18 protein-coding genes are annotated in these 20,073 nt (G+C 54.6%); 13 read left to right on the forward strand and 5 right to left on the reverse strand.

Translation table 11 applies throughout. The features are described 5' to 3' along the window. Nucleotides 1-52 precede the first annotated feature (52 nt). The 3 genes from SAMA_RS07610 to SAMA_RS07620 are packed head-to-tail and all read right to left on the reverse strand — an operon-like array spanning nt 53 to nt 4,067. Nucleotides 53-1,552, reverse strand: a complete 1,500-nt coding sequence (locus SAMA_RS07610) for an ATP synthase subunit B family protein (RefSeq protein ID WP_011759577.1) — start codon at nt 1,550-1,552, stop codon at nt 53-55. A 25-nt stretch (nt 1,553-1,577) separates the two neighbouring features. Further along, on the reverse strand, nt 1,578-2,885 hold the full coding sequence (locus SAMA_RS07615) for an OprD family outer membrane porin (RefSeq protein ID WP_011759578.1): 1,308 nt from the start codon (nt 2,883-2,885) through the stop codon (nt 1,578-1,580). 9 nt (nt 2,886-2,894) lie between these two features. Next, nucleotides 2,895-4,067: an amidohydrolase family protein gene (locus SAMA_RS07620; protein WP_011759579.1), complete on the reverse strand. Its 1,173-nt coding sequence runs from the start codon at nt 4,065-4,067 to the stop codon at nt 2,895-2,897. 254 nt (nt 4,068-4,321) lie between these two features. Here SAMA_RS07620 and SAMA_RS07625 point away from each other — a divergent pair, with 254 nt between their 5' ends. The 8 genes from SAMA_RS07625 to SAMA_RS07660 all read left to right on the forward strand — a co-directional run bounded on the left by SAMA_RS07625 (nt 4,322) and on the right by SAMA_RS07660 (nt 11,465). Beyond that, nucleotides 4,322-4,942, forward strand: coding sequence for a GNAT family N-acetyltransferase (locus tag SAMA_RS07625; protein WP_011759580.1), 621 nt, complete (start codon nt 4,322-4,324; stop codon nt 4,940-4,942). 106 nt (nt 4,943-5,048) lie between these two features. Further along, nucleotides 5,049-5,462 carry a hypothetical protein gene (locus SAMA_RS07630; RefSeq protein ID WP_011759581.1) on the forward strand — a complete coding sequence of 138 codons (414 nt, stop codon included), beginning with the start codon at nt 5,049-5,051 and terminating at the stop codon, nt 5,460-5,462. A gap of 218 nt (nt 5,463-5,680) precedes the next feature. Continuing rightward, complete coding sequence (locus tag SAMA_RS07635; RefSeq protein WP_011759582.1) at nt 5,681-6,061, forward strand: hypothetical protein; 381 nt, start codon at nt 5,681-5,683, stop codon at nt 6,059-6,061. Nucleotides 6,062-6,169: 108 nt separating this feature from the next. Continuing rightward, the gene (locus tag SAMA_RS07640; RefSeq protein ID WP_011759583.1) at nt 6,170-6,862 is read left to right on the forward strand and encodes an ABC transporter ATP-binding protein; all 693 of its coding nucleotides are present in this window, start codon (nt 6,170-6,172) and stop codon (nt 6,860-6,862) included. Continuing rightward, a complete protein-coding gene (locus SAMA_RS07645; RefSeq protein WP_011759584.1) occupies nt 6,855-7,835 on the forward strand; it encodes an HlyD family secretion protein in 981 nt (326 codons plus the stop codon). Before SAMA_RS07640 ends, SAMA_RS07645 begins: the two co-directional genes overlap by 8 nt. Next, complete coding sequence (locus SAMA_RS07650; protein ID WP_011759585.1) at nt 7,832-9,016, forward strand: efflux RND transporter periplasmic adaptor subunit; 1,185 nt, start codon at nt 7,832-7,834, stop codon at nt 9,014-9,016. Before SAMA_RS07645 ends, SAMA_RS07650 begins: the two co-directional genes overlap by 4 nt. Beyond that, nucleotides 9,013-10,215: an efflux RND transporter periplasmic adaptor subunit gene (locus tag SAMA_RS07655; protein ID WP_011759586.1), complete on the forward strand. Its 1,203-nt coding sequence runs from the start codon at nt 9,013-9,015 to the stop codon at nt 10,213-10,215. The genes SAMA_RS07650 and SAMA_RS07655 overlap by 4 nt, the downstream gene beginning before the upstream one ends. Continuing rightward, nucleotides 10,212-11,465 (forward strand): ABC transporter permease, encoded by a 1,254-nt coding sequence (locus SAMA_RS07660; RefSeq protein ID WP_011759587.1) that lies wholly within the window; start codon nt 10,212-10,214, stop codon nt 11,463-11,465. Before SAMA_RS07655 ends, SAMA_RS07660 begins: the two co-directional genes overlap by 4 nt. Here SAMA_RS07660 and SAMA_RS07665 read toward each other — a convergent pair. Next, on the reverse strand, nt 11,440-12,246 hold the full coding sequence (locus SAMA_RS07665) for a substrate-binding periplasmic protein (protein WP_011759588.1): 807 nt from the start codon (nt 12,244-12,246) through the stop codon (nt 11,440-11,442). The genes SAMA_RS07660 and SAMA_RS07665 overlap by 26 nt on opposite strands. Before the next feature lie 194 nt (nt 12,247-12,440). Between SAMA_RS07665 and SAMA_RS07670 the strand changes: the two genes are divergently transcribed. From SAMA_RS07670 to arsB, 5 genes are all read left to right on the forward strand, one after another. After that, complete coding sequence (locus tag SAMA_RS07670; RefSeq protein WP_011759589.1) at nt 12,441-13,532, forward strand: DUF2157 domain-containing protein; 1,092 nt, start codon at nt 12,441-12,443, stop codon at nt 13,530-13,532. Beyond that, complete coding sequence (locus SAMA_RS07675; RefSeq protein WP_011759590.1) at nt 13,522-14,568, forward strand: DUF4401 domain-containing protein; 1,047 nt, start codon at nt 13,522-13,524, stop codon at nt 14,566-14,568. The genes SAMA_RS07670 and SAMA_RS07675 overlap by 11 nt, the downstream gene beginning before the upstream one ends. Further along, a complete protein-coding gene (locus SAMA_RS07680) occupies nt 14,565-15,065 on the forward strand; it encodes a GDYXXLXY domain-containing protein (protein WP_011759591.1) in 501 nt (166 codons plus the stop codon). Before SAMA_RS07675 ends, SAMA_RS07680 begins: the two co-directional genes overlap by 4 nt. Nucleotides 15,066-15,325: 260 nt before the next feature. Then, nucleotides 15,326-18,169 carry an ExeM/NucH family extracellular endonuclease gene (locus tag SAMA_RS07685; RefSeq protein ID WP_011759592.1) on the forward strand — a complete coding sequence of 948 codons (2,844 nt, stop codon included), beginning with the start codon at nt 15,326-15,328 and terminating at the stop codon, nt 18,167-18,169. A gap of 379 nt (nt 18,170-18,548) precedes the next feature. Then, complete coding sequence (gene arsB, locus SAMA_RS07690; RefSeq protein ID WP_011759593.1) at nt 18,549-19,625, forward strand: ACR3 family arsenite efflux transporter; 1,077 nt, start codon at nt 18,549-18,551, stop codon at nt 19,623-19,625. A gap of 128 nt (nt 19,626-19,753) precedes the next feature. On the opposite strand, the gene SAMA_RS07695 is transcribed toward arsB, so the two are convergent. After that, nucleotides 19,754-20,071 (reverse strand): YdbL family protein, encoded by a 318-nt coding sequence (locus SAMA_RS07695; protein WP_011759594.1) that lies wholly within the window; start codon nt 20,069-20,071, stop codon nt 19,754-19,756. Nucleotides 20,072-20,073: the final 2 nt, after the last annotated feature.

Genomic DNA, 20,073 nt, shown 5'->3' on the forward strand with positions numbered 1-20,073 from the left:
TTTGCCCCAATAAAAAGGATGCCAGCGGCATCCTTTTTTACCTGGCATTGAATTAAAACGCCAATATCAGGTCGCTCGAGAACACCCAGCCATTGGCACCCACCTGGAAAGGAACGCTGGAGTAACCCACGGGTGAGTCGTTCAGGTAAAGGCCCTGAAAGTTTAACCTCAGCTCACGCCGTCCCAGCGGGAAGTAATTTACCCCAACGCTGATATCGTAAGGGTCACCATAATCGCCAAAAATTTGCGAATAACCAGCGTAGGCCTGCAGTTTACCGGGGATAACCATGGCGCTGCCCTGGATTTGGAAGCCTGAGTCGTCGACCGAATCTATCGGAATAGGGCCGGTGGTGACAAAATCGTCCAGCCAGCGCTGATAGACCTCGGCTTCCAGAGACCATCCCTTGTACTTGAAGCCACCGTTCACCGCCGCCATCTGATAGGTGGCTTTACGGATGTCGCCACCCGTCATAAAGGGATCGGTTCTGAAAATCAGGGTTCCATCCGACAATCTCAGCTGGCTGTTCTCAAAGCCTTCAGTCCCGGGTTGGCCCTGGGCGTCTTCACGGCTGTGGGTGAAGTGAACCCCAAAGAGGGTGGCAAATTCGTCATGGTATTCATAATCTCCCATACCCTGACCTGGGCCATATTCCCCAGTGGTGGGCATCCACCAGAGTGCGCCGGAAAGGGTATTGAATTCACCGTCAAGCTGGGCTGCATTCACCCCGAGTTGGCTTAAGTTGTTCCCTATCATGGCGCGGTACTCAAGCCCTTCGGCCAGTTTACCATTGGCCCAAATCCCGGAAGTGTAAGAACCACGGAAGAACTCATCGGCAATGGTGCGATGGTCATTCTTGAGCCAGTTGGGGAAGGTGTAGTTAGTGGAGCGGGTGGATGGCAAGGCACCTATCCCGGCATAGAGATTAAATGCTTCATCAAACTGGAAACCCAAATTACCGCCGAGCACCACCTGCGCCGGATCGCCCTGGCTGGTGTTGGAAGTCCAGGCATACAACAGATAACGGAATCTGGGATCAAACAACCAACCCTTGAAGTTCAGCGTGATTTTCTGAAACTGCAGATCGTTACGGATATCCAGATTACTGGTGCGGCCAAAACTGTCTGTGTAGGTATCGTCCAGTCCCTTTTGGTTGAGATAGCGGGCATAGGTAAAGGCGCTGATATCCAGCTCTCCCCACTCGTCACGGGCGACGACAAAGCCTTTACCCGGCTCGAAAACACCGCTCTGCGGTTTGGGGGCCACCTGAGGTTTTGGCGGTGGCCGTCTTTCCGGCGTGGCCATCTCTGTGCGTTTGGCCTCGGCGCTGAGTATGGCCGCTGATTCAGGCGAAGCGTCGCTCACTTCAGATTCAAGTGATGCGATACGCCGCTCAAACTCCCTGCTTTGGGCATCAAGCTCTGCTTTCATGGCCTTAAGAGCGGCCAGTTCTTTGGCAATCTCCTCGGCGCGCTTGTCGCTGATTTCTGCCAATGACATCCCGGGAGCGAGCAGCGCTGCGGTCACCAGAATGCCTGTTAAAGATGGTTTCATGTGGCTTTCCTTGTCGTTCGTGGGATCACAATAGATTGAAGTCGTAATTAACGATGATTCTGAAATCGAGGAAATCGTCTGCGCCGGCAAAGTCGTTGTCCTGATCCACATAGGCTGCACGCATTCTCAGCCAAATGCGGTCACTCCAACTCTCTTTGAGTCGCCAGTCCAGTGTCAGGTCGTATTCGGTTTCATCGGCACTGGCGGCCGGGCCCGTCTCAGGGGTATCGCCGTGGACGATATTGGTGAAAAGGCTCATGTCCCCCGGGCCCACCCGGCCCAAGTCCAGCGAAAAGCCCAACATATAGGCATCTTCACCGGCGCGGTCGAAGTCATCCACAATCACTGACAGGTAGTTGGCCGGGTTGCCAAAGGGCTTGATGATGCCGTGGTCGTCGTCCGTGGTGCTGGCACCGAAGCGCCAGCTGAATGGGCCGTGTTTCAGTTCAACCTTGGCTGCCAGCATTTGGGTGTCGAATTCGCCAATCAGTTCATCACCACTGCTTTGCTGGGCTGTGTACTGCAGGTTGGCACTGATGGTGCTGCCTTTGACAATTTCGAATGGGTGTTCAACCTTGGCAAAAAAGGTATCAAAGGTCTCAAAGGTGCGCTGATATATGGCGCCCACAGTGGTGCCGCCAGCTGCTATGTATCTGGCACCGGCGAAACCTGTGCCCTCATCGCTGCCTTCAGCGCCGGCGGCCTCTGACATGGAGATAAAGTCATCGTCGCTTTTGCCCTTTATCTTGTCCACGTAGCCTGCCATGTAGCCAAAGCCACTTTTGGAGGTGTTGCCGATGGCAATCCCCTCAAAGGTGTTGGGCACCATGCGGATATCATGGCTGCCAAGATAGGGCAGTTCGAAGCGCTGACGGCCTATGCGCATACCGTGATTTTCTGCAAAACGCACTGTCAGGTTGGCTTCGCCGAGCACGGTAAAACTCTCCTGTCCCGGCTTGAAAAGACCCGTGCCGTCTTTGTCGTCGGGCCCATAGAGCTTTTGTGAGGTGTACAGGGTGGCATTGACTCTGAGCCAGTCACCAAGCCAGCCTGATTTGTACTCCAATGCGCCCCCCAATGCCCAGCCAACGCTGTCTGCCTTGGTGTCCCTGTCTCGGTCGAGATAATAGGTTCGGGGCTTGAGAATAAGGCTGGTGTCCTCCCAAAAAGCAGCCCTATCCGTGTCCGGGGTTTCTATGGGGTTAACATCACTTTGCTGATTCGGTTCGTGATCGCGCTCGTCTGATACCTGCTGCTGAGCCAGGGCCGTGACAGGTATTGTCACCGCCGGGGTCAGCATACAGGCCACGAGCCATAATGATTTCGTGGCCATAGTCCGTCCTTAGTTGCCGGTCTTCTTACAGACTTGAGGGGCGTGGTAATCGAGGTTCATTAACCGGAAGTAGTTTTCCCCCAGGGCGATATGGCGAAACGCGTTGTCATCCATGAACTTATGGGCTCTGCCGGTGACATCAAGCTCCTTGGCGTATTGATCTCTGGCCTTGGTGTTGGCCGCCACAAAGTCAGATCCCGGCAAGATGCGGGTGGGGTAGGCGTTGAAGAAGTCGATAAAAATCGGCCCCCACTGGTGATAGGCGTTGTAGAGCACGTCCCAGGAAATATCCAGCATCAGGTTGGGATACTTATCCAGCAAATCCTTCATGATGGACACGTGCAGGTTGGGCGGTATGGTGGTGAGCTCTTTCGACAGTCCCATATGGGCCCAGACAATTTTATTGTCGGGATACTTATCCAGCAGATATTCCATCAACGGCAGATATTTGGTGGGGTCTTCATCTTTACCCAGGTCTGAGTGCAGGGTAACCGGAATATTGCGTTCACGCAGTACGGCCATAAAAGGTGCCCAGCCATCGATGCTCTCGAAGGTGGCCGGTTCATGCAGGTTGCCGACCAGGGCCTGCTTCATCACGTTAAGCTCACCGCTCCAGCTGAACATGCCGGGGTATTCTTTGTCATACAGCTCGATGATTTGGACAATATTCTCGGGATGGGCCAAGTCCATAAAGGTCATCGATAGCGTGATATGCAGGTTGTCGTGGGGATACGCCACCACTTCCATGCCGTTCACAAAGTCATTCTTGATACTGGGCGAGGCGGGTACGCCCTGACAGTCCAGGTAGTAGGTACAGCCCGACTTGAGATCAAGCACCTGGCCAATACCGAAATAGTTCACGAAACGCACGCTGGTTTTATCAAAAAGACCGAACAGCTCCTGGGGAGGAATGGCCGCGCCGCCAAAGGGCCTTGGGTGAAAGTGGGCATCCACCACCGCGGTGTAGGGCTCTTTCTCGCGATCGTAACAAGCCTGTTCCTCAGGAGGCAGCTTGAAAGACGCCAGGGTGCGGGTGCTCGCGACCATGGTCTGTTCCCCAGACGCTGTGCTTTCAGGCTTGGGCGCCGACGTGGCGCAGGCAGACAGCAATGCCAGGGTGGGCAAGGTGACAAAAAGTGGACTGAGTGCTTGGGCTACACGGGTGATGCGAGGTGCGTTCATGGCGGATCCTTGTCGTTACATTCCGGTCAATGGAATAAAACCCTGTGACTGGCGCGAGTGCTGGTGGAAATTTTCCTCGATTCAGTCGCTTGGCTGGTTTGAGATACTCCCAAAAGAGTAGGTGGCTTTTCGCTGCTTTGAGCTAATTCGAAAGTCGGATTTACGAGGACATCAAGGGTATTGGATGAAGGGCATTTATTTTGGTCGTCTCTATGATTTCATCAGCTTTTTCTGATAAAACAGGAAAGAATCTCATGTACCAAGGAACCCCAATGTTGAATGTCACTGCGCCGCAGCTATCCGGCGAGCTTGTCGTCCTGGAACCCCTCAGCCTAAATCATGTCCCGGCACTGCAATTGGCGGCCGCCGACGGCAAGCTGTGGGAGCTGTGGTTTACCAGTGTGCCTGACCCTGATGGTGTAAAGGCGTACGTCGAGAAAGCGCTGGCGCAGCAAGCGCAGGGCAGTGCGATTCCCTTTGCCGTCAGGGCGCGTCATAGTGGCGAAGTGGTGGGCTGTACCCGTATTTGTAACCGGGTATTGGAGCACAGACGGGCGGAAATTGGTTACACCTGGTATGGCAAGAGTGTGCAGCGCAGTGGCATCAACACAGAGACCAAGTTGCTGCTGCTCGATTACTGCTTTAGCGAACTCGATTGCATCGCCGTTGAGTTTCGAACTCACTGGCATAATCAGGCCTCCCGAGAGGCCATCGCCCGTTTGGGTGCGAGACAGGACGGTGTGCTGAGAAATCACCAAATCCTCAAAGACGGCACCTTGAGAGACACAGTGGTGTTTTCGCTGTTGGATTCAGAGTGGCCAGCAGCGCGCAAGCACTTGCGGTTTCGCCTGGCACGGCACGCCAGCGAGTTATAAAGCGCTGGCAAATGGCGGTCTCAGGTAAGGCTTACGGCAATCAAGACTTGATTCTCGTCCACCGCTTCGTGTAGTTTTGCCAAAAACCTTGAAGGAAATCACAGTTATGGCTTCAATGCGCGTTACATTTTCCCGTCTTTTAGTCTCCCTCGGCCTGACGGCAGCCATCAGTGTGCCCGCGCTGGCAGGCGAAGCCGAAAAAGCCCTGGCAGGTGAGCTGCTGGAATGTGCGGCCTATTATCAAATCAGCTCAGAGGCCATTGCCGCCATGAATGCCCCCCAAATGCAGGCCGTGGGCGAGCGTCTTAAGGCCTCTGCCGATGAAAGTTTGGCACTGGCAGGCAAATATTATGAAGGCGATGTGGATGCGGCGCTCAAAGATACCCGCGACAGGCAGATAGCGTCCATGGCGGGCTCCTCCAGTCTTGGTAACCTGATGGCCAAGTACAAAGAAAGCTGCAAGACCTTGTTGGCAAATCCCAATGCCAGGCTCGAATACTGGCAGATGGCGACCATGTAACCCCATCGCCAATTCGTTTCCCCAAACGCCCGTAAGGGCGTTTTTTATGGGTTAGCGAAAGCCTTTACGCCCCGGCGCTGTCTATATCGTTAAGACCAGGGAAATGCCCTTGGTGTGATTGTTCCCAGCCAGACCCAGGGGCTCTGGAGAAAGGAATGTGTTGGGCTCATATCACAGTGAAGTGAAGGTAACAGTACAAGAGATAAAGGAGGTTGGGGATGAACATGGGATTACTTGGGGTGGCGGTGCTTGCCATGGGCTATGTGGTCTGGCTTTGGCGCTGTGTCAGGACGGAATCTCCGGCTCTGCCTCAGGGCACGTTACACTCGGGCCTCGCCAGTGCCCTTGTCCTGCTGCTGACCTGCGTAAACTTGATGCTGCTCGGGGCTACGCTCAATCTCTTTTCGCCAACTCAGGCGATGATGCTCTGCTGCGTGTTTTCCCTCGTTTACGGAGTTCAAGCGGTGTGGCTTGCCGGACTCGCCTGGCTGGAGGAGTTACCCCAAATCATGGGGAGTCGCTGGCTGTGGTTGGGGAGTGGTGCGCTTTGCCTTGCCAGTTTGCTTGCCTGCGGCCTCTTCGATTCAATCTCTTTGTAATGAAACGTAAATCTCTATTGCAAAGCGGGGGGATTTATAAGAAAACAGGGGCATTAAATCGAATACCATCACATAAACGTCCAGGATAGGACGTAAGAGCAAACAGTCATGATATCGCTACAGGCATTGACCAAGTCCTTCAGGATGGGGGACGCCGAAGTTCAGGCTCTCCGGGGCGTTGACATTCATATCCGACAAAACGAATTCGTTGCCATTATGGGGCCCTCAGGCTCCGGTAAGTCCACACTCATGAACATCATCGGCTGTCTCGACAGGCCTACGTCAGGCAATTATCTGCTTAATGGCAGTGCCGTGGGTGGCTTGTCGGACGATGCCCTGTCGGCGGTGCGAAATCGTGAAATTGGCTTTGTTTTTCAAAGCTTTCATCTGCTTCCTCGGTTATCTGCGCTGGACAATGTACTGTTGCCACTGCGATTTTCTGAAACACCCCGGGGGGACAGGCAACACGCCATCGAACTTCTTGAGCGGGTGGGTTTGGGGCAACGGCTCGACCATCGCCCCAATCAGCTTTCTGGCGGTCAGCGTCAGCGGGTGGCCATTGCTCGGGCGCTGGTCAACCGCCCCACCTTGCTGTTGGCCGATGAACCCACGGGGGCGCTGGACTCCAAGACCTCGGTGGAAATCATGGCCCTGTTTGATGAGCTGCATCTAAGCGGCCAAACCATAGTGCTGGTGACCCACGAAGAAGAAGTGGCCGAGTGCGCCGGGCGAATTATCCGCATGCGCGATGGTGTGGTGCAACAGGACAAGCAAAAGCCCAGGGAGGTGAGCAATGGTTAACCCAAAACCGCTCATTATTGCCTTGGCGCTATTACCTTTTTTCAGCCCTGCCGCCAAGTCACAGGCCCTGTGTGGCAGCGGTGAGCAAAGCTTGCTGCTCACCGGCAGCATCAGTTCAGCCAAGTCGCAACCCTTTGCTGTGCCCAAGGCCGGTGACTCCTGGCGTCATCAAATTCAGTGGCTGTTTCCCGAAGGCAAATTGGCCAGGGTCGGTGACACCATAGTCATTTTCGACAAGAGCCAGATTGCCAACCAGATAGAGCAGCTGGAAGCCAGTTTACTCAGAGTAAAAGCCCAGGAACAAAGCCAGGGCATAGATCTGGAATCGGCCTTGCTCTCTGCCCGGTTTGAGGTGCGCCGCGCCACCCTGGCGGTGGAAAAAGCCCGTCTCGATGCATCTGTACCGGCCGAATACATAGCCGCAAAAGAATACGCTGACAACCAGTTCAAATTACTCCAGGCGAATACCGAGCTTGAAAAGGCCAATCAGGCGCTGAAAGAAGCCATCGAGAAGCGCAAGTCGAGCCTTGAGCAATTGGCGATAGAAAAACGTAAGGCAGAAGTCGAACTGAGCGCCGCGCTCGCGGCACTGGATGCACTGGAATTAAAAGCTGAAATTGCCGGGCCCGTGATCATTGGCCGCGACTGGAACGAAAAGAAATACCAGGCCGGTGATACGGTGCAATTTGGTCGCCAGATTGCCAGTATTCCTGCGCTGGATGGTCTAGAGGCCTCCGCATGGGCCAATGAAGTCGACGTGGATAAAATTCGCCTGGGTCAGGCGGTATGTCTGTCGCTGGATGCCAAGCCAGGCCTCCAGGTTCAGGGCAAGGTGGCCAATATAGGACGTCAGGCGGTGACCAAGAGCGCCTGGGGGCAGAGCAAATGGTTCAGAGTCGAGGTGGCCTTGAGTGATACAGCGGGGCTTGAACTGTCGCCTGGAATGAGCGTGATGGTGGAGGTACACCCATGAGCAAGCAAACGCAACCAGGGCTGAAGGCCTTGTCACTCTGCATAGGTGCTGCGCTTTTTGTGGGTTGCGGCGACAGTGCCACTGTGGCCGTCGCCGAGGGTCAACTGGTGCAACAGGTTGAGGTGACAGGGGTATTAACCTCCGCCGATACCCTGTCGATGATGCCGCCAGCCATGCGCCGGGTGTGGCAATATCAGGTGAAAAGCCTCGCTCAGGAGGGCAAGGAAGTGAAGCAGGGCTCAGTGGTGGCAAGGCTGGATACCTCAGAGCTGAATCAAAGGCTGCAGGTGAAAAGTGCTGAGCTCGAGGCAACTGTGCAGGACATAGAAACCTCGCGCCTGAGAAACGCCAAAAAGCTTGAAGAGCTTAAACTCGAGCTTGCCGAAGCCAGGATGGAAGAAGAAAAGGCGCTGCGTAAGTTTGAACTGTCGGACGACACAGTGGCGGCCATCGAAAAGGAAAAGTATCAGCGTGATGCGATTATCGCCACTGAGAAAGTAGCCCTTATCGAGCGCAAATTCACCCTGGAGCAGGAAAGCATCAAGGGCCGCATGGCCATGCTTGATGGCGACCGGCAAAAGTTTGCGGCCGAAGTGGCGGCCCTCAAACAGGGCATAGCCGCGATGAGCCTCAAAGCCCCCCGCGATGGCATGGTGGTGTATGGCACTGACCCCCAGGGTAATAAAATCAAGGAAGGCCAATCAGTCTTTGCCGGGGACGCGGTGTTTTCCATGCCGGATCTGGATCGGATGCAGGTGGCCATGGCCATTCCTGAAGTAGAGGCCAACCGGGTACGTGCAGGCCTCAGGGTAAAGATTCGATTGGATGCCAACCCGGAGCGGGTGTTTCATGGCACCTTGTCCGAAACCGGCGCCGTGTTTCGCAGTAAAAATGACGATATCCCACTGGTGGTGTTTGATGCCGTGGCACGCTTTGACGAAGTGGACAAGGAGCTGATGCGCCCGGGGATGACCGCCAAAATCAATATCGACGTGGTACAGGAAAAGTCTGCGCTGCTGTTGCCTTTGGAAGCGGTGCACTATGAAGAAGGTCGTCCCTTTGTGTGGCAATCGGGGCTTCTGGGTGACAGTCGCCAATACGTGGCGCTGGGCGATTCAGGTCGCGACAGGGTGGTAGTGCTTTCCGGTTTGGCATTGGGGGATGAGGTGATTCTGAAATGAAACGGCTAATGTTATTGCCTCTGCTGCCATTGGCGCTTTTGGCGGGCTGTCAGGAATCCACGGAAACCGCAGTTCTCACCATGAAAGTCAGCCGCAGCGACTTCAAGGTGGAAATACCGGCCCGTGGCGAGCTTGAAGCCAAAAGTGCCACACCCGTGTCGGTACCCGGTGGGCTTCGTGGTCCCCAATCCCTTGCCTGGGTTCTGGACAATTTTTCTGAGGTGAAGGCCGGGGATGTGGTTGCCAGACTCGATGGCCGCCGCGAGACCCTGGAGCTTGAGCTTGAAAAATACGATTTCGACAAGCTGGCGCTCGATGGCGACATTCAGGTCGAAAAGAATCTCACCACGGCTCAGGAGCTGGTGATAGGTCGGGACGTGACCGAGGAGGAACTCAGCCTGTCGGAACGCTTTTTCACCGATGATGAGCGGGTGTACACCAAAATCGACATCATTGATCAGATGCGTAACAAGGATTATCTGCAGGCGCGTTTGGGGTATTTCGATTGGGGCAAGGGGAGCCATGATGCCCAGGCAACCGCAGAGCTTGACCTTATCCGATTGAAACAAAAAGGGATACAGGCAAAAATTGCCACCTACCAAAACAACCTGTCCCAGATGGAAATCACGGCGCCCCACGATGGCCTGTTTGTTATGCAGCCCGGTTGGAGCGGCGCCTTGCCCATGGCCGGTGACATGGTGTGGTCGGGGATACCGCTTGGCACCTTACCGGATACCTCTGTGATGCAGGCAAAACTCTGGGTGCTTGAGTCAGAGGCGGTGGGACTGGCGGTAGACAAGCCCGTGGTACTGACTCTGGATGCGTACCCGGATAGACCCTTTACCGGCAAGGTGACCCAGGTGGATGCCCTCGCCAAGCCAAAAGACAGGGACAGCCCGGTTAACTATTTTGAGTTCACTGTGGCGCTGGATAACACCGACACCCAAATCATGTTACCCGGTCGCCAGGTGCAGGCAAGGGTGTCGGCCCTGAGTGAAGACCAGGTACTGGCCGTGCCCAATCAGGCCATCTTTCAGCGTGAAGGCCGCTACTGGGTGTATGTTAAATCCCCGGATGGGTTTATCGAGCAAACGGTTACCCCCGGCAGTCGCAGCCTGAATCGAACCGTGATCCTTGAAGGCCTGAAAGAAGGGGATGTGGTCGCCCTGACAGTACCGCGCAGGAGAACACAGGCATGATGCAGGATACTTTTAATCAATATCGGGCGGGCGTGGTACAAGCATTGGGTGAGATGCTGCACCACAAGTTACGCACGGCGCTGACACTGCTGGGGATGATTTTTGGGGTAGGAGCGGTGATTGCCATGCTCAGCGTGGGCGAAGGTGCCGAACGCGAAGCTCTTAAGATGATTGAGTCCATGGGGATTAAAAATCTGGTGGTCAATGCGCGCCCATCGGAAGGAGAAGCCTTGAAAACTGTCCGCGAACACAGCATTGGCCTTAGCCTGCGTGACATCGAGAGTGCTATGGAAACCCTGCCTTTTATCGAGGCTTACAGCGCCGGTAAGCAGGTGAAGGTGTTTGGGCTTTTCAGTGTGCAGGGCCGCAGTGACGCGCTGGTGCAGGGCGTAACCCCCAGCTATTTTGATTTGAGCGCCTTGAAACTTGCCGAAGGTCGACTTCTGGGCGACGAAGATGAACAGCACTTCAGGCAATTGGCGGTACTGGGGCCTGAAGCAGCCCGCAGCCTGTTCCCCCGGGGGGATGCTGTTGGTCAGCGCATCAAAATCAACCATCAGTGGTTTACCGTGGTTGGCGTGCTTGATGAAGGCGAAAAGGGCAAGTCGGCCATCGAAGGGGTTAAGGTGGGCGGCGAGCGTAATCAGGTGTTTATTCCGCTGGCCACTGCGCTGAAAAAAATGCAGTTCAAGCCCCTCGAAGATGAACTCGATACCATCAAGTTTGCCCTGAAGGAGGGGATAGACCCGTCTCTGGCGGCAAAAAGCGTGGAACATCTGCTGTCACGTCGTCATGGCAATGAGCAGGACTACGACATAGTGGTACCGGCCGATCTGCTTGCTCAGCACCAGCGGACCCAGCAAATTTTCAATATAGTGATGGCCTGTGTGGCGGGAATTTCGCTGCTGGTGGGGGGCATAGGGATCATGAATATCATGCTGGCCACCATCTTGGAACGTACTTCCGAGATAGGTTTGCTGCGGGCGCTTGGTGCCACTCAAAAAGACATCGCCAGACAGTTTCTGATAGAAAGCATGGTGATTTCGGCCACCGGTGGCCTGATTGGTATTGGCGTGGGGTTATTGCTGGCGTTGGTTATTTCGGCGGCGGCCGGTTGGCCCGTGGCATGGTCTGTGTTCGCCATTCTCCTGTCACTCTTGGTGTGTATGGCTGTGGGGATAGGTTTCGGCCTGTATCCAGCCAAAAAGGCCGCCAGGCTCGACCCTATTGTGGCACTTCAGCGTGACTGACGGGGACCTCGCGGGACAGGTGATACTTGCTCAATAGCCGGGCGAGGTCACCGGATCTCTCCAGCAGCCCAAACACAGCCTGCAGATTATTTAAATCCAGCGGGCTATGTGGGTGTATCAGGGCGGTATGTTTGTACTGCTGGTCCACTATGGTCGACACCACCAGTTTTTGAGCCTTGTCCGGGAAGCTGCGCTGAAAGTAACTGATATAGGCCTGGCTGATGGGCGCTATATCGGCCCGCCCCAGCAGCAAACCCTCGACGGCAGCGCGGGTATCGGGCACCAGCTCAGCAAGATATTGGGTCTTCAAAAAGTGTTCGTCAGTGTTGAATCCGGCAAAGCGGTAATGATAACCGCGCACCAGAAGTACCCGTCGCTGTGTCAAATCGGTAAAGAATCCCTTGCTGTTGGCCTCGGGGCTGCGGCCCACAAACACTTCACTATCCAGGATACCCAAAGGCAGCACGTCTTTGGGGATTTGTTGCCAACCCCAATCCGGGCTTTCGAACAGGATAACATCGAAGCGGCGGCGCTCGAAGGCTTCGTATCGCCTCTCTATGCTGGTGGGGACGAAAACGAATTCATAGTCCTCTTGCAGCCTGTTCAAGCTGTCGATAAGCTCTGGAACCAGTCCAGAGTAGTCTCCATTATTGTCAACCACATAGGGTGGAAACGAGTAGCCACCAACAGTAACGGTTTTAGGCTCGGCCCAGGCATTGGCTGTGATGGCATAGCTTAGTGTCAGCAGCAGAAGGGTCACGCAGCGGCGAAAGAGATTCATTAATTCACAGGCCCTGAGAAATGGTTCAGCTTCGGGCAAGCATAACCCGAGCACACTAATGTTTAAACTAGACCTTTTGACGCATGCTTGACGGTAAAGTTCATTGAGGCATGTCCCTCTAACCGTCCTATTGCAGGCACGCATGAGTAGCAGGCGGGGATGAGCCTGCTGACGAAAAGTAATCAGGAGCAAGTATGCAGGGAAACGCAGCGCCACCCGATAAACCCACTGGTGTGGAGTCCAAACTTTTTCCGGCGTCTCCCTCTGTTCGTGCCCAGTTGGCACAGTGGCTCGATGACGGATATTTGCGCAAGGGAGCCCTGTCGCAATTGCCCCCGCTGGTGGAAGCCTGTGAGTCCCGGGCTCCACAAAACTGGTTAACGCCGCTTTACACCATGATGCTGTACCTGGGCGCCTTGTTGCTGGGGGCCGGGATCATTTTCTTTTTTGCCTACAACTGGGCGAATCTGCACCACTTTGCCAAATTTGTCCTGGTGGAAACGGCCATCGCATTTACTGTGTGCGGGCTGTATCCGGTGAGTCGGTTAGCGCCGGGAAGACAGGTGTTTCACTGGCTTACGGGGGCCCTGTTACTGCTGCTGGACCTGTTGGTGGGCGCCCTGTTGGCGCTGGTGGGGCAGGTGTATCAAACCGGCGCCGATCCCTGGCAGCTCTTTGCCATTTGGGCTGCCTTTACCTTGTTGCCCGCACTGGTATATCGCAGCGATTTGCTCTGGAGCGCCTTTTGGGCCCAGAGCAATCTGGCGCTGTGGCTTCATTTTGCCCATCTTGGTGCCATCTTGGGCATTGTGGTTGATGTCGGTTGGGCGATGCTCATTATTGCTGTCTGTAACCTGGGCCTGCACTGGCTACTTGAAGTCGGACAAAGACGCAAGTTGCCCGTTTTTGCCCATACGTTCACCAATACGCTTGCCCTTACGGCGGGGGTGACCGGCCTTGCCTGGTACGGCGCTTATCACATCCTGGATACCCGCCTTGGCTGGCAACATGGTGCGCTCTTGGTGGCACTGCTGGCGCTGGTGCCGCTGATTTATCTTGTTTACCGCAGATGGTGCCTGAGGATTACGGCGCTTGGCATATGGGGATTTGTCGTTATCGCCGAGTCGAGCATCTTGCTTGCGCGGGTTCTGTTTGAGGGCAGCGAGCCGGTGGGGAGTTTCTTGCTGGTGGGCTGCTATGTGATTGGCTGTAGCAGCGGCCTTGCGATTTATCTCAAGGGTCTTCTTCGGGAGGAAAAGATGCAGGAGATGCAACATGGTGGATAAATCGCAGCTATGGCAGGGGCTTGTGGAAAAAGGCCTGACAACCAGGGATACCTTGCCAGAGAATCATCACGGACCTCTGTGGTTAACCCTGCTGACAGGCTTATCCGGCTGGATAGCTGCCTTCTTTTTTCTGGGGTTCTCTGTGCTCCTTATTGAAGAGTTTTCCCGGTTTGATGACAAGATGGCATTGGCAGTGGGGCTGATTTACGCTGCCATCGCCAGGGGCATTTACAGTCAGGGCAAGGGAGTGGAGTTTCTCACACAACTTGGTTTTGCCATTAACCTTGCCGCCATGCTCGCGACCCTGTGGGGGCTTGCCCATTACTTTGACAATCCAGGCGTTGTGTATTGGTTGTCGGGTGCTTGCTTGCTGGCTTTGAACGGCTGGTTTTGCCGTTATGGTGTCGATGGGCAGCTTTCGGTATTGGGTGCTCTGGTGCTGTTTGCCCAGGCTTTCGACAGCGTTAAGTGTGTGGCTTGGGTGTTACCGGCGATGTTACTTGGGCTGGGGTTGGTCAATGGCCTTTGGCAGCCCTGGATACGCCTGCAGCTTTGCGGGTTGCACCTGTTCGCGCGGCGATTATCCCATGGGATGGTGTTTATGGTGCTCGCGTTACCTCTGGTGCTGGATGAGCAGCTGCTGTATTTGGGCGCTGGCTCGATATTTGCGGGGCAGGACGGATGGGCATTCAGCATCGCCAAGGCAGCGAGTTACCTGACGTTCATTATCTTTTGTGCGGCCATACTCTGGCGGCTCAAGGTGCCGGTGTTGGGCCTTGTGATGGGTACACTGGGTTTAACACTGCTTTTCAGCCAGTTTTCCGGACTGGCCCTTGCCATGGTGCTGTGGCTCTTTGGCTGGCAGCGCCGGGAGCGGCTTTATGTGCTGCTGGCCTCTATGGCGGCGCTCCTCTATTTCAGCGCTTACTACTATGAGTTGTCGCTGACCTTGCTGCATAAATCCATGGTGCTGATGGGGCTTGGTATTTTACTGCTGTTAGCGGGATTTGTTCTTTCTCGCAGGGAGGCATCATGAGACGGCTTAGCGCATTTTGGCTAACTTTTATCGCCACTTTCGGGTTGTTGGCTGTGATTAATGTCGACATTGCCTCAAAGGAGCGGCAACTTGCCGAGGGCACAGTGCTGCGGTTTGCCCTGGCGCCCGTCGACCCCCGCTCCCTGATGCAGGGAGACTATATGGCGCTCGCGTATGCAGTGGAGGCGCCCATATTGGGTGCGCTGACCGAGGAAGAGCGTGCCAACAGCATGACTGGTTATGTGTGGGTTACGTTGGATGAGCATGCCCGGGCGCACTTTTTTGCCATTGAACGAAGCGAGCCCAAGCCTGCTGATGTGCAACGCGTTCAGTTCCGGCTGCGGGAAGGGCAAATAAAGCTGGCCAGCAACGCCTGGTTTTTTGAAGAAGGCAGTGCTGCGCGCTTCGATAACGCCAAATACGGTGAGTTCCGCTTGGGTGATGATGGCACTTTACTGCTCAGCGCCTTGCTGGACGAGCAACTCAATCCGTTATAACTATGAAAATTAAACAGGTTTTTTAAATGGGAACTGGATCTGGCTGGCGACTGGAACGCATCCTCGATAGCCAGGTTTGATACTTTCAGAGGTTGACCATACAAAAGTGGTAATTGCTTTACATATGACACCCACCTGTAACATTTCTGATGTAGAATCGGTTCCGATTTTCGCAGAATATCTGGGTAAATCAATACGATAAAGCATATCGTGCGGATAATTATATAAAAAGCACAACCACAATTTTTAGGGGTTAACACATGAAAACCAAAGCGTCCCTGGTCGCTCTGGCGTTGGCGGGTGTCTCTGCCAATGTCTTTGCCGCCGACAACCTCGTCATTTCTGAATATGTCGAAGGTTCCAGCAACAATAAAGCCATTGAACTCTACAATCCAACCGCGGCCGCGGTAGACCTGAGCCAATATCAGCTTAAGTTTTACTTTAACGGCAACAGCACCGCTGGCAGTAACATTGCCCTCAGTGGGATCCTGGCCTCGGGTGCCACCTTTGTGGTTGCTGACAACGATGCCAGCGCCGATATTTTAAACCGCACCCAACTTGCCAGTAACGCCAGTTTTTTTAACGGTGACGATGCCATAGTACTGGAACACCTTGGCAGTGTTATCGACAGCCTCGGCCAGATTGGTGTGGACCCCGGCAGCCAGTGGGGCAGCGGTTTGTTGTCCACTGCCGACAATACCCTGCGCCGGGATGGGGCCAACCTGGTTGCCGACACAGATCCATACGATGCGGTAACCCTGAGCAACTGGATTGGTTTTGCTCAGGATGATTTCTCCAATCTGGGCCAGTTTTCCAGCGGCCCAACCGATCCGACTGACCCGACCGATCCCACTGACCCACCGGCAGAAGGCATGGTGTGCGGTACTTCTGCCACCGCCATTCACAGTATTCAGGGCGCAGGCACAACAAGCCCCATGGTCGGCCAAATAGTGGAAGTGGAAGCCGTAGTGGTGAGCAATCAGGAGGCTGGCCTCAAGGGCTTATTCCTGCAAATGGCCGACGCCGAGCAAGACAGCGATGTACAAACTTCTGAAGGGGTATTCCTGTATACCGGTAACGCCCCCACTGGCTATCTGGTGGGTGATCGGGTTCGCGTTAAAGCCAAGGTCGTGGAGTATCAGGGCCTGACCGAGCTGACCAACCTCACCGACAAGACGCTTTGTGCCACGGCTCAGCCGCTGCCAACGGCCGCCGCCCTCAGCCTGCCGGTAAACGATGTGACTGAGCTTGAAGCCTTTGAAGGCATGCTGGTTAACTTCAGCCAGAATCTGGTGGTCAATGAGGTTTATAACCTGGGCCGCTACGGCGAAATCATGCTGGGTGGCCGTCGTCACGTTATTGGTACTCAGGTCGCGGCCCCCGGCGCCGATGCCCTGGCTGTAACCGCTGCCAACCAGCGTGACAGCATTTTGTTGGACGATGGTCTCACCAGCCAGAACCCCGACCCTGTTATCTATCCTGCGCCGGGTCTGAGCGCCACCAACACAGTGCGTGTGGGTGATACTGTGACCAACCTGACAGCCGTGATGCACTATGGTTTTGGCGTATACCGCCTTATGCCGCTGGATACAGTTAACTTTGTTGCCAGTAATCCGCGCACCGATGCACCGGCGCTGGATGCCGGTAACCTCAAGGTCGCCAGCTTCAACGTGCTTAACTACTTCAATGGTGATGGCCTGGGCGGCGGTTTCCCCACCGCGCGCGGTGCCAATACCGCCGTGGAATTTGAGCGTCAGCGAGCGAAAATCATCAGTGCCATGAAGGCCATCGATGCCGATATATTGGGCTTGATGGAAATCGAAAATGATGGTTTCGGCAGTGAGTCTGCCATTGCCGACCTGGTCAACGGCCTCAATGCCGCTACAGAAGCGGGCCGCTACGGCTACATTGACCCGGCGGTGCCAGCGATTGGCACAGATGCCATCAGCGTCGGTATCATCTACCGCACTGACAAGGTGACGCCGGAAGGCGCTGCCGCCATCCTCGACAGCAGCAACTCGGCTGTGGATGAAGATGGCAAGGTTCTGTTTAACGACCAGAAAAACCGCCCCATGCTGGCACAGGCGTTCCGTCATCTGGAAACCGATGAGCCAGTCGTAGTCGCCGTCAATCACTTCAAGTCCAAGGGCAGTGACTGTGTTGCTGAAAATGACCCGGATCTGGGTGATGGCCAGGGCAACTGTAACCTGACCCGCACCCGCGCCGCCAAAGCCGTGGGTGAGTTCCTGAACACCGAGTTTGCTGACGCCCCGGTTCTGGTGATTGGTGACCTTAACTCCTACGCCATGGAAAACCCACTGACGGCATTGAATGAAGCCGGACTGACCGAACTCTTTGCTCATCTGGGCAAAGAATCGGCCTACTCTTATGTGTTCTCCGGTGAGTCTGGTCAGCTCGACCATGCACTGGCGAATGTTGCCTTGCTGGAGAAAGTGGTGGATGTGACCGAATGGCACATCAACACCGACGAGCCACGCATTCTTGACTACAACGTCGAGTTCAAGAGTGCAGGGCAGGTGGAGTCCCTCTACAGCATGGATGCCTATCGTTCATCGGATCACGACCCTGTGGTGATTTCACTGGAGCTGGAACGCGCCAATGAACTGCCTGTTGCCAACTTCAGCTATCAGGTACGTGGTCGCAAGGTGGCGTTCGTGGCCAATGCCACCGATGCCGATGGTGGCATTAATGCCATTCACTGGAACTTTGGTGATGGCACCGAGGCCATGGGGGATGCGGTTGAACACAAGTTTGCCAACCGCGGTGTGTATCAGGTGAGCCTGACCGTGACCGATAATCTGGGTGGCAGCACCACTGTGACTCAGCAGGTTGGGGTTGGCGTCAACGCCGACAACAAAGCGCCTGTGGCTGCCATCGAGCATCTGGACTTTGGTCTGTTTCACCTCTTTGTATCAGCGAGCTACGATACCGATGGCCGTATCCGCAAGCAGCTGTGGCAGTTTAACGACGGTGCCCGTTTCGCAAGCTCCGTGGTGCTGCGCCGCGCTGGCAGCGCCAGTGAGGTTAACCTCACAGTGACTGACAACGATGGGGCGACTGACAGCACCAGTCTGCGCTTTTAAGCACAAAGTAAACGGCCTGCACTCTGGCTGACTGGCAGTGCAGGTGATGTTTACCGCTCGGTCCTTTGAAAAGTAAGTGCAGAAAAACCGGCGCCATGCGCCGGTTTTTTATTTAAGTTCGCCGCTCTCCTCATTTACACATCCCTCCCCGGCAGCGGGACATTCAGGGGGATGATGGTCTGGACGATTCATCCAGCTCTTTGTTGATGGTTTGTGAGTCGAAACAAAAACGAAAATCTGCGACTTATTCGCGCTTTATTCGGGGTGTTGGGGCGTACATTGGCCATATAAAGGTAAGCATTTTGGTGGTGGCCCCGATTTCAACTGGTTTACCATGTTATTGATATTATGAATTATCTGAATTCTATGGAGTCTTTCGATGACGACCAATCGTTGTATTGATGTGCCTGTCAGCCAAAAGATGAGCTTTCTTGATCGCAATCTCACCCTGTGGATTTTTGTTGCCATGGCGCTAGGGGTAGCACTCGGTTACCTGTTTCCCGGTATCGCCCAGCTCAATGAGTCGATGTCAGTGGGCTCTACCAACGTGCCGCTGGCGATTGGCCTCATCCTGATGATGTATCCACCCTTGGCCAAGGTGAACTACGCCACCATGGGCACCATGGCAAGGGATCGCCGTGCCATTACCCTGTCGCTGCTGATGAACTGGTTGATTGGTCCGATACTGATGTTTGCCATCGCCCTGCTGTTTTTACGGGACTACCCGGGGTATATGGTCGGCCTGACCCTGATTGGCCTTGCCCGTTGCATCGCCATGGTACTGGTATGGAATGATCTTGCCGGCGGCAGCAAGGAGTATGGCGCAGGACTGGTAGCCTTAAACAGCGCGTTTCAAATTCTGACCTATAGCTTTATGGCGTGGCTGTTTATTACTGTCCTGCCGCCTCTGTTTGGACTGCAGGGGGTTGCTGTGGATATCACTATGCTGGATATTGCCAAAAGCGTGCTCATTTATCTCGGTATTCCCTTTGTCGCGGGTTTCTTAAGCCGTAAATACCTGATTAGGGCCAAGGGCGAGCAGTGGTACACAGAACGCTTTATCCCGGCTATCTCGCCCATTACGCTGATAGCGCTATTGGCAACCATAGTGCTGATGTTCAGCCTCAAGGGGGAAATGATAGTGCAGCTGCCAATGGATGTGCTGCGGGTCGCCCTTCCTTTGGTGCTTTACTTTGTGCTGATGTTTTTCTCAAGCTTTTATATTGGTAAAAAGCTTGGGCTTCCCTACGATAAAAACGCCTCTATCGCGTTTACTGCCACGGGAAATAACTTTGAGTTGGCTATAGCCGTTTCAATTGCGGTATTTGGCTTGAATTCAGATCAGGCGTTTGCCGGTGTGATAGGTCCGCTGGTGGAGGTGCCTGTGCTTATCCTGCTGGTTAACGTGGCACTTCGCTTCAAGCAAGGTTACACCAGGTCCTTAAGTGCGTCCTGACGTCTATAGGGCTCAAGCCCAGGTTCTCAACGTCTGAGATGCAGTGACCAATATAATGTAATGGCGGAGTACCCGGGATTTGGGTACTCCGCCAGATCGTGAAACGCAGCTTATGCTGATTGCACAAACTATTTCTTTATCCACTTACCCGATGGGTCCTGGATAAAGTGGCCCTTGTCGGCTGCCTTGATGGCCTTTTCGGCGGCGAGTTTGGCCACATCTGAGGTGGCAATCTTGTTTTTGGCGGCAATTTTTTCGTAGTGGGCGCGGCGCTTGGTGTTGACTTCTTCCATCAGCGCGCGGGCCTCAGGGTTGTCTTTTATCAGGCCGAGGTAACCGTTTTGCTGCTCGCCCAAAAAACCGTCCGATTTGGCCTGCTGCAGATCCATGGCAAACACATTGAAAGAAAGCAGGGCGGCGGCTGTCATCATTATCCATCTTTTCATCG

This window comes from Shewanella amazonensis SB2B (assembly GCF_000015245.1).
Classification (GTDB): Bacteria; Pseudomonadota; Gammaproteobacteria; order Enterobacterales; family Shewanellaceae; genus Shewanella; species Shewanella amazonensis.

Excerpts from the sequence above, each read along its gene's own strand:
- SAMA_RS07610 (WP_011759577.1), bottom strand. The coding sequence starts at position 1,552 with ATGAAACCATCTTTAACAGGCATTCTGGTGACCGCAGCGCTGCTCGCT.
- SAMA_RS07615 (WP_011759578.1), bottom strand. The coding sequence starts at position 2,885 with ATGGCCACGAAATCATTATGGCTCGTGGCCTGTATGCTGACCCCGGCG.
- SAMA_RS07620 (WP_011759579.1), bottom strand. The coding sequence starts at position 4,067 with ATGAACGCACCTCGCATCACCCGTGTAGCCCAAGCACTCAGTCCACTT.
- SAMA_RS07625 (WP_011759580.1), top strand. The coding sequence starts at position 4,322 with ATGTACCAAGGAACCCCAATGTTGAATGTCACTGCGCCGCAGCTATCC.
- SAMA_RS07630 (WP_011759581.1), top strand. The coding sequence starts at position 5,049 with ATGGCTTCAATGCGCGTTACATTTTCCCGTCTTTTAGTCTCCCTCGGC.
- SAMA_RS07635 (WP_011759582.1), top strand. The coding sequence starts at position 5,681 with ATGAACATGGGATTACTTGGGGTGGCGGTGCTTGCCATGGGCTATGTG.
- SAMA_RS07640 (WP_011759583.1), top strand. The coding sequence starts at position 6,170 with ATGATATCGCTACAGGCATTGACCAAGTCCTTCAGGATGGGGGACGCC.
- SAMA_RS07645 (WP_011759584.1), top strand. The coding sequence starts at position 6,855 with ATGGTTAACCCAAAACCGCTCATTATTGCCTTGGCGCTATTACCTTTT.
- SAMA_RS07650 (WP_011759585.1), top strand. The coding sequence starts at position 7,832 with ATGAGCAAGCAAACGCAACCAGGGCTGAAGGCCTTGTCACTCTGCATA.
- SAMA_RS07655 (WP_011759586.1), top strand. The coding sequence starts at position 9,013 with ATGAAACGGCTAATGTTATTGCCTCTGCTGCCATTGGCGCTTTTGGCG.
- SAMA_RS07660 (WP_011759587.1), top strand. The coding sequence starts at position 10,212 with ATGATGCAGGATACTTTTAATCAATATCGGGCGGGCGTGGTACAAGCA.
- SAMA_RS07665 (WP_011759588.1), bottom strand. The coding sequence starts at position 12,246 with ATGAATCTCTTTCGCCGCTGCGTGACCCTTCTGCTGCTGACACTAAGC.
- SAMA_RS07670 (WP_011759589.1), top strand. The coding sequence starts at position 12,441 with ATGCAGGGAAACGCAGCGCCACCCGATAAACCCACTGGTGTGGAGTCC.
- SAMA_RS07675 (WP_011759590.1), top strand. The coding sequence starts at position 13,522 with ATGGTGGATAAATCGCAGCTATGGCAGGGGCTTGTGGAAAAAGGCCTG.
- SAMA_RS07680 (WP_011759591.1), top strand. The coding sequence starts at position 14,565 with ATGAGACGGCTTAGCGCATTTTGGCTAACTTTTATCGCCACTTTCGGG.
- SAMA_RS07685 (WP_011759592.1), top strand. The coding sequence starts at position 15,326 with ATGAAAACCAAAGCGTCCCTGGTCGCTCTGGCGTTGGCGGGTGTCTCT.
- arsB (WP_011759593.1), top strand. The coding sequence starts at position 18,549 with ATGACGACCAATCGTTGTATTGATGTGCCTGTCAGCCAAAAGATGAGC.
- SAMA_RS07695 (WP_011759594.1), bottom strand. The coding sequence starts at position 20,071 with ATGAAAAGATGGATAATGATGACAGCCGCCGCCCTGCTTTCTTTCAAT.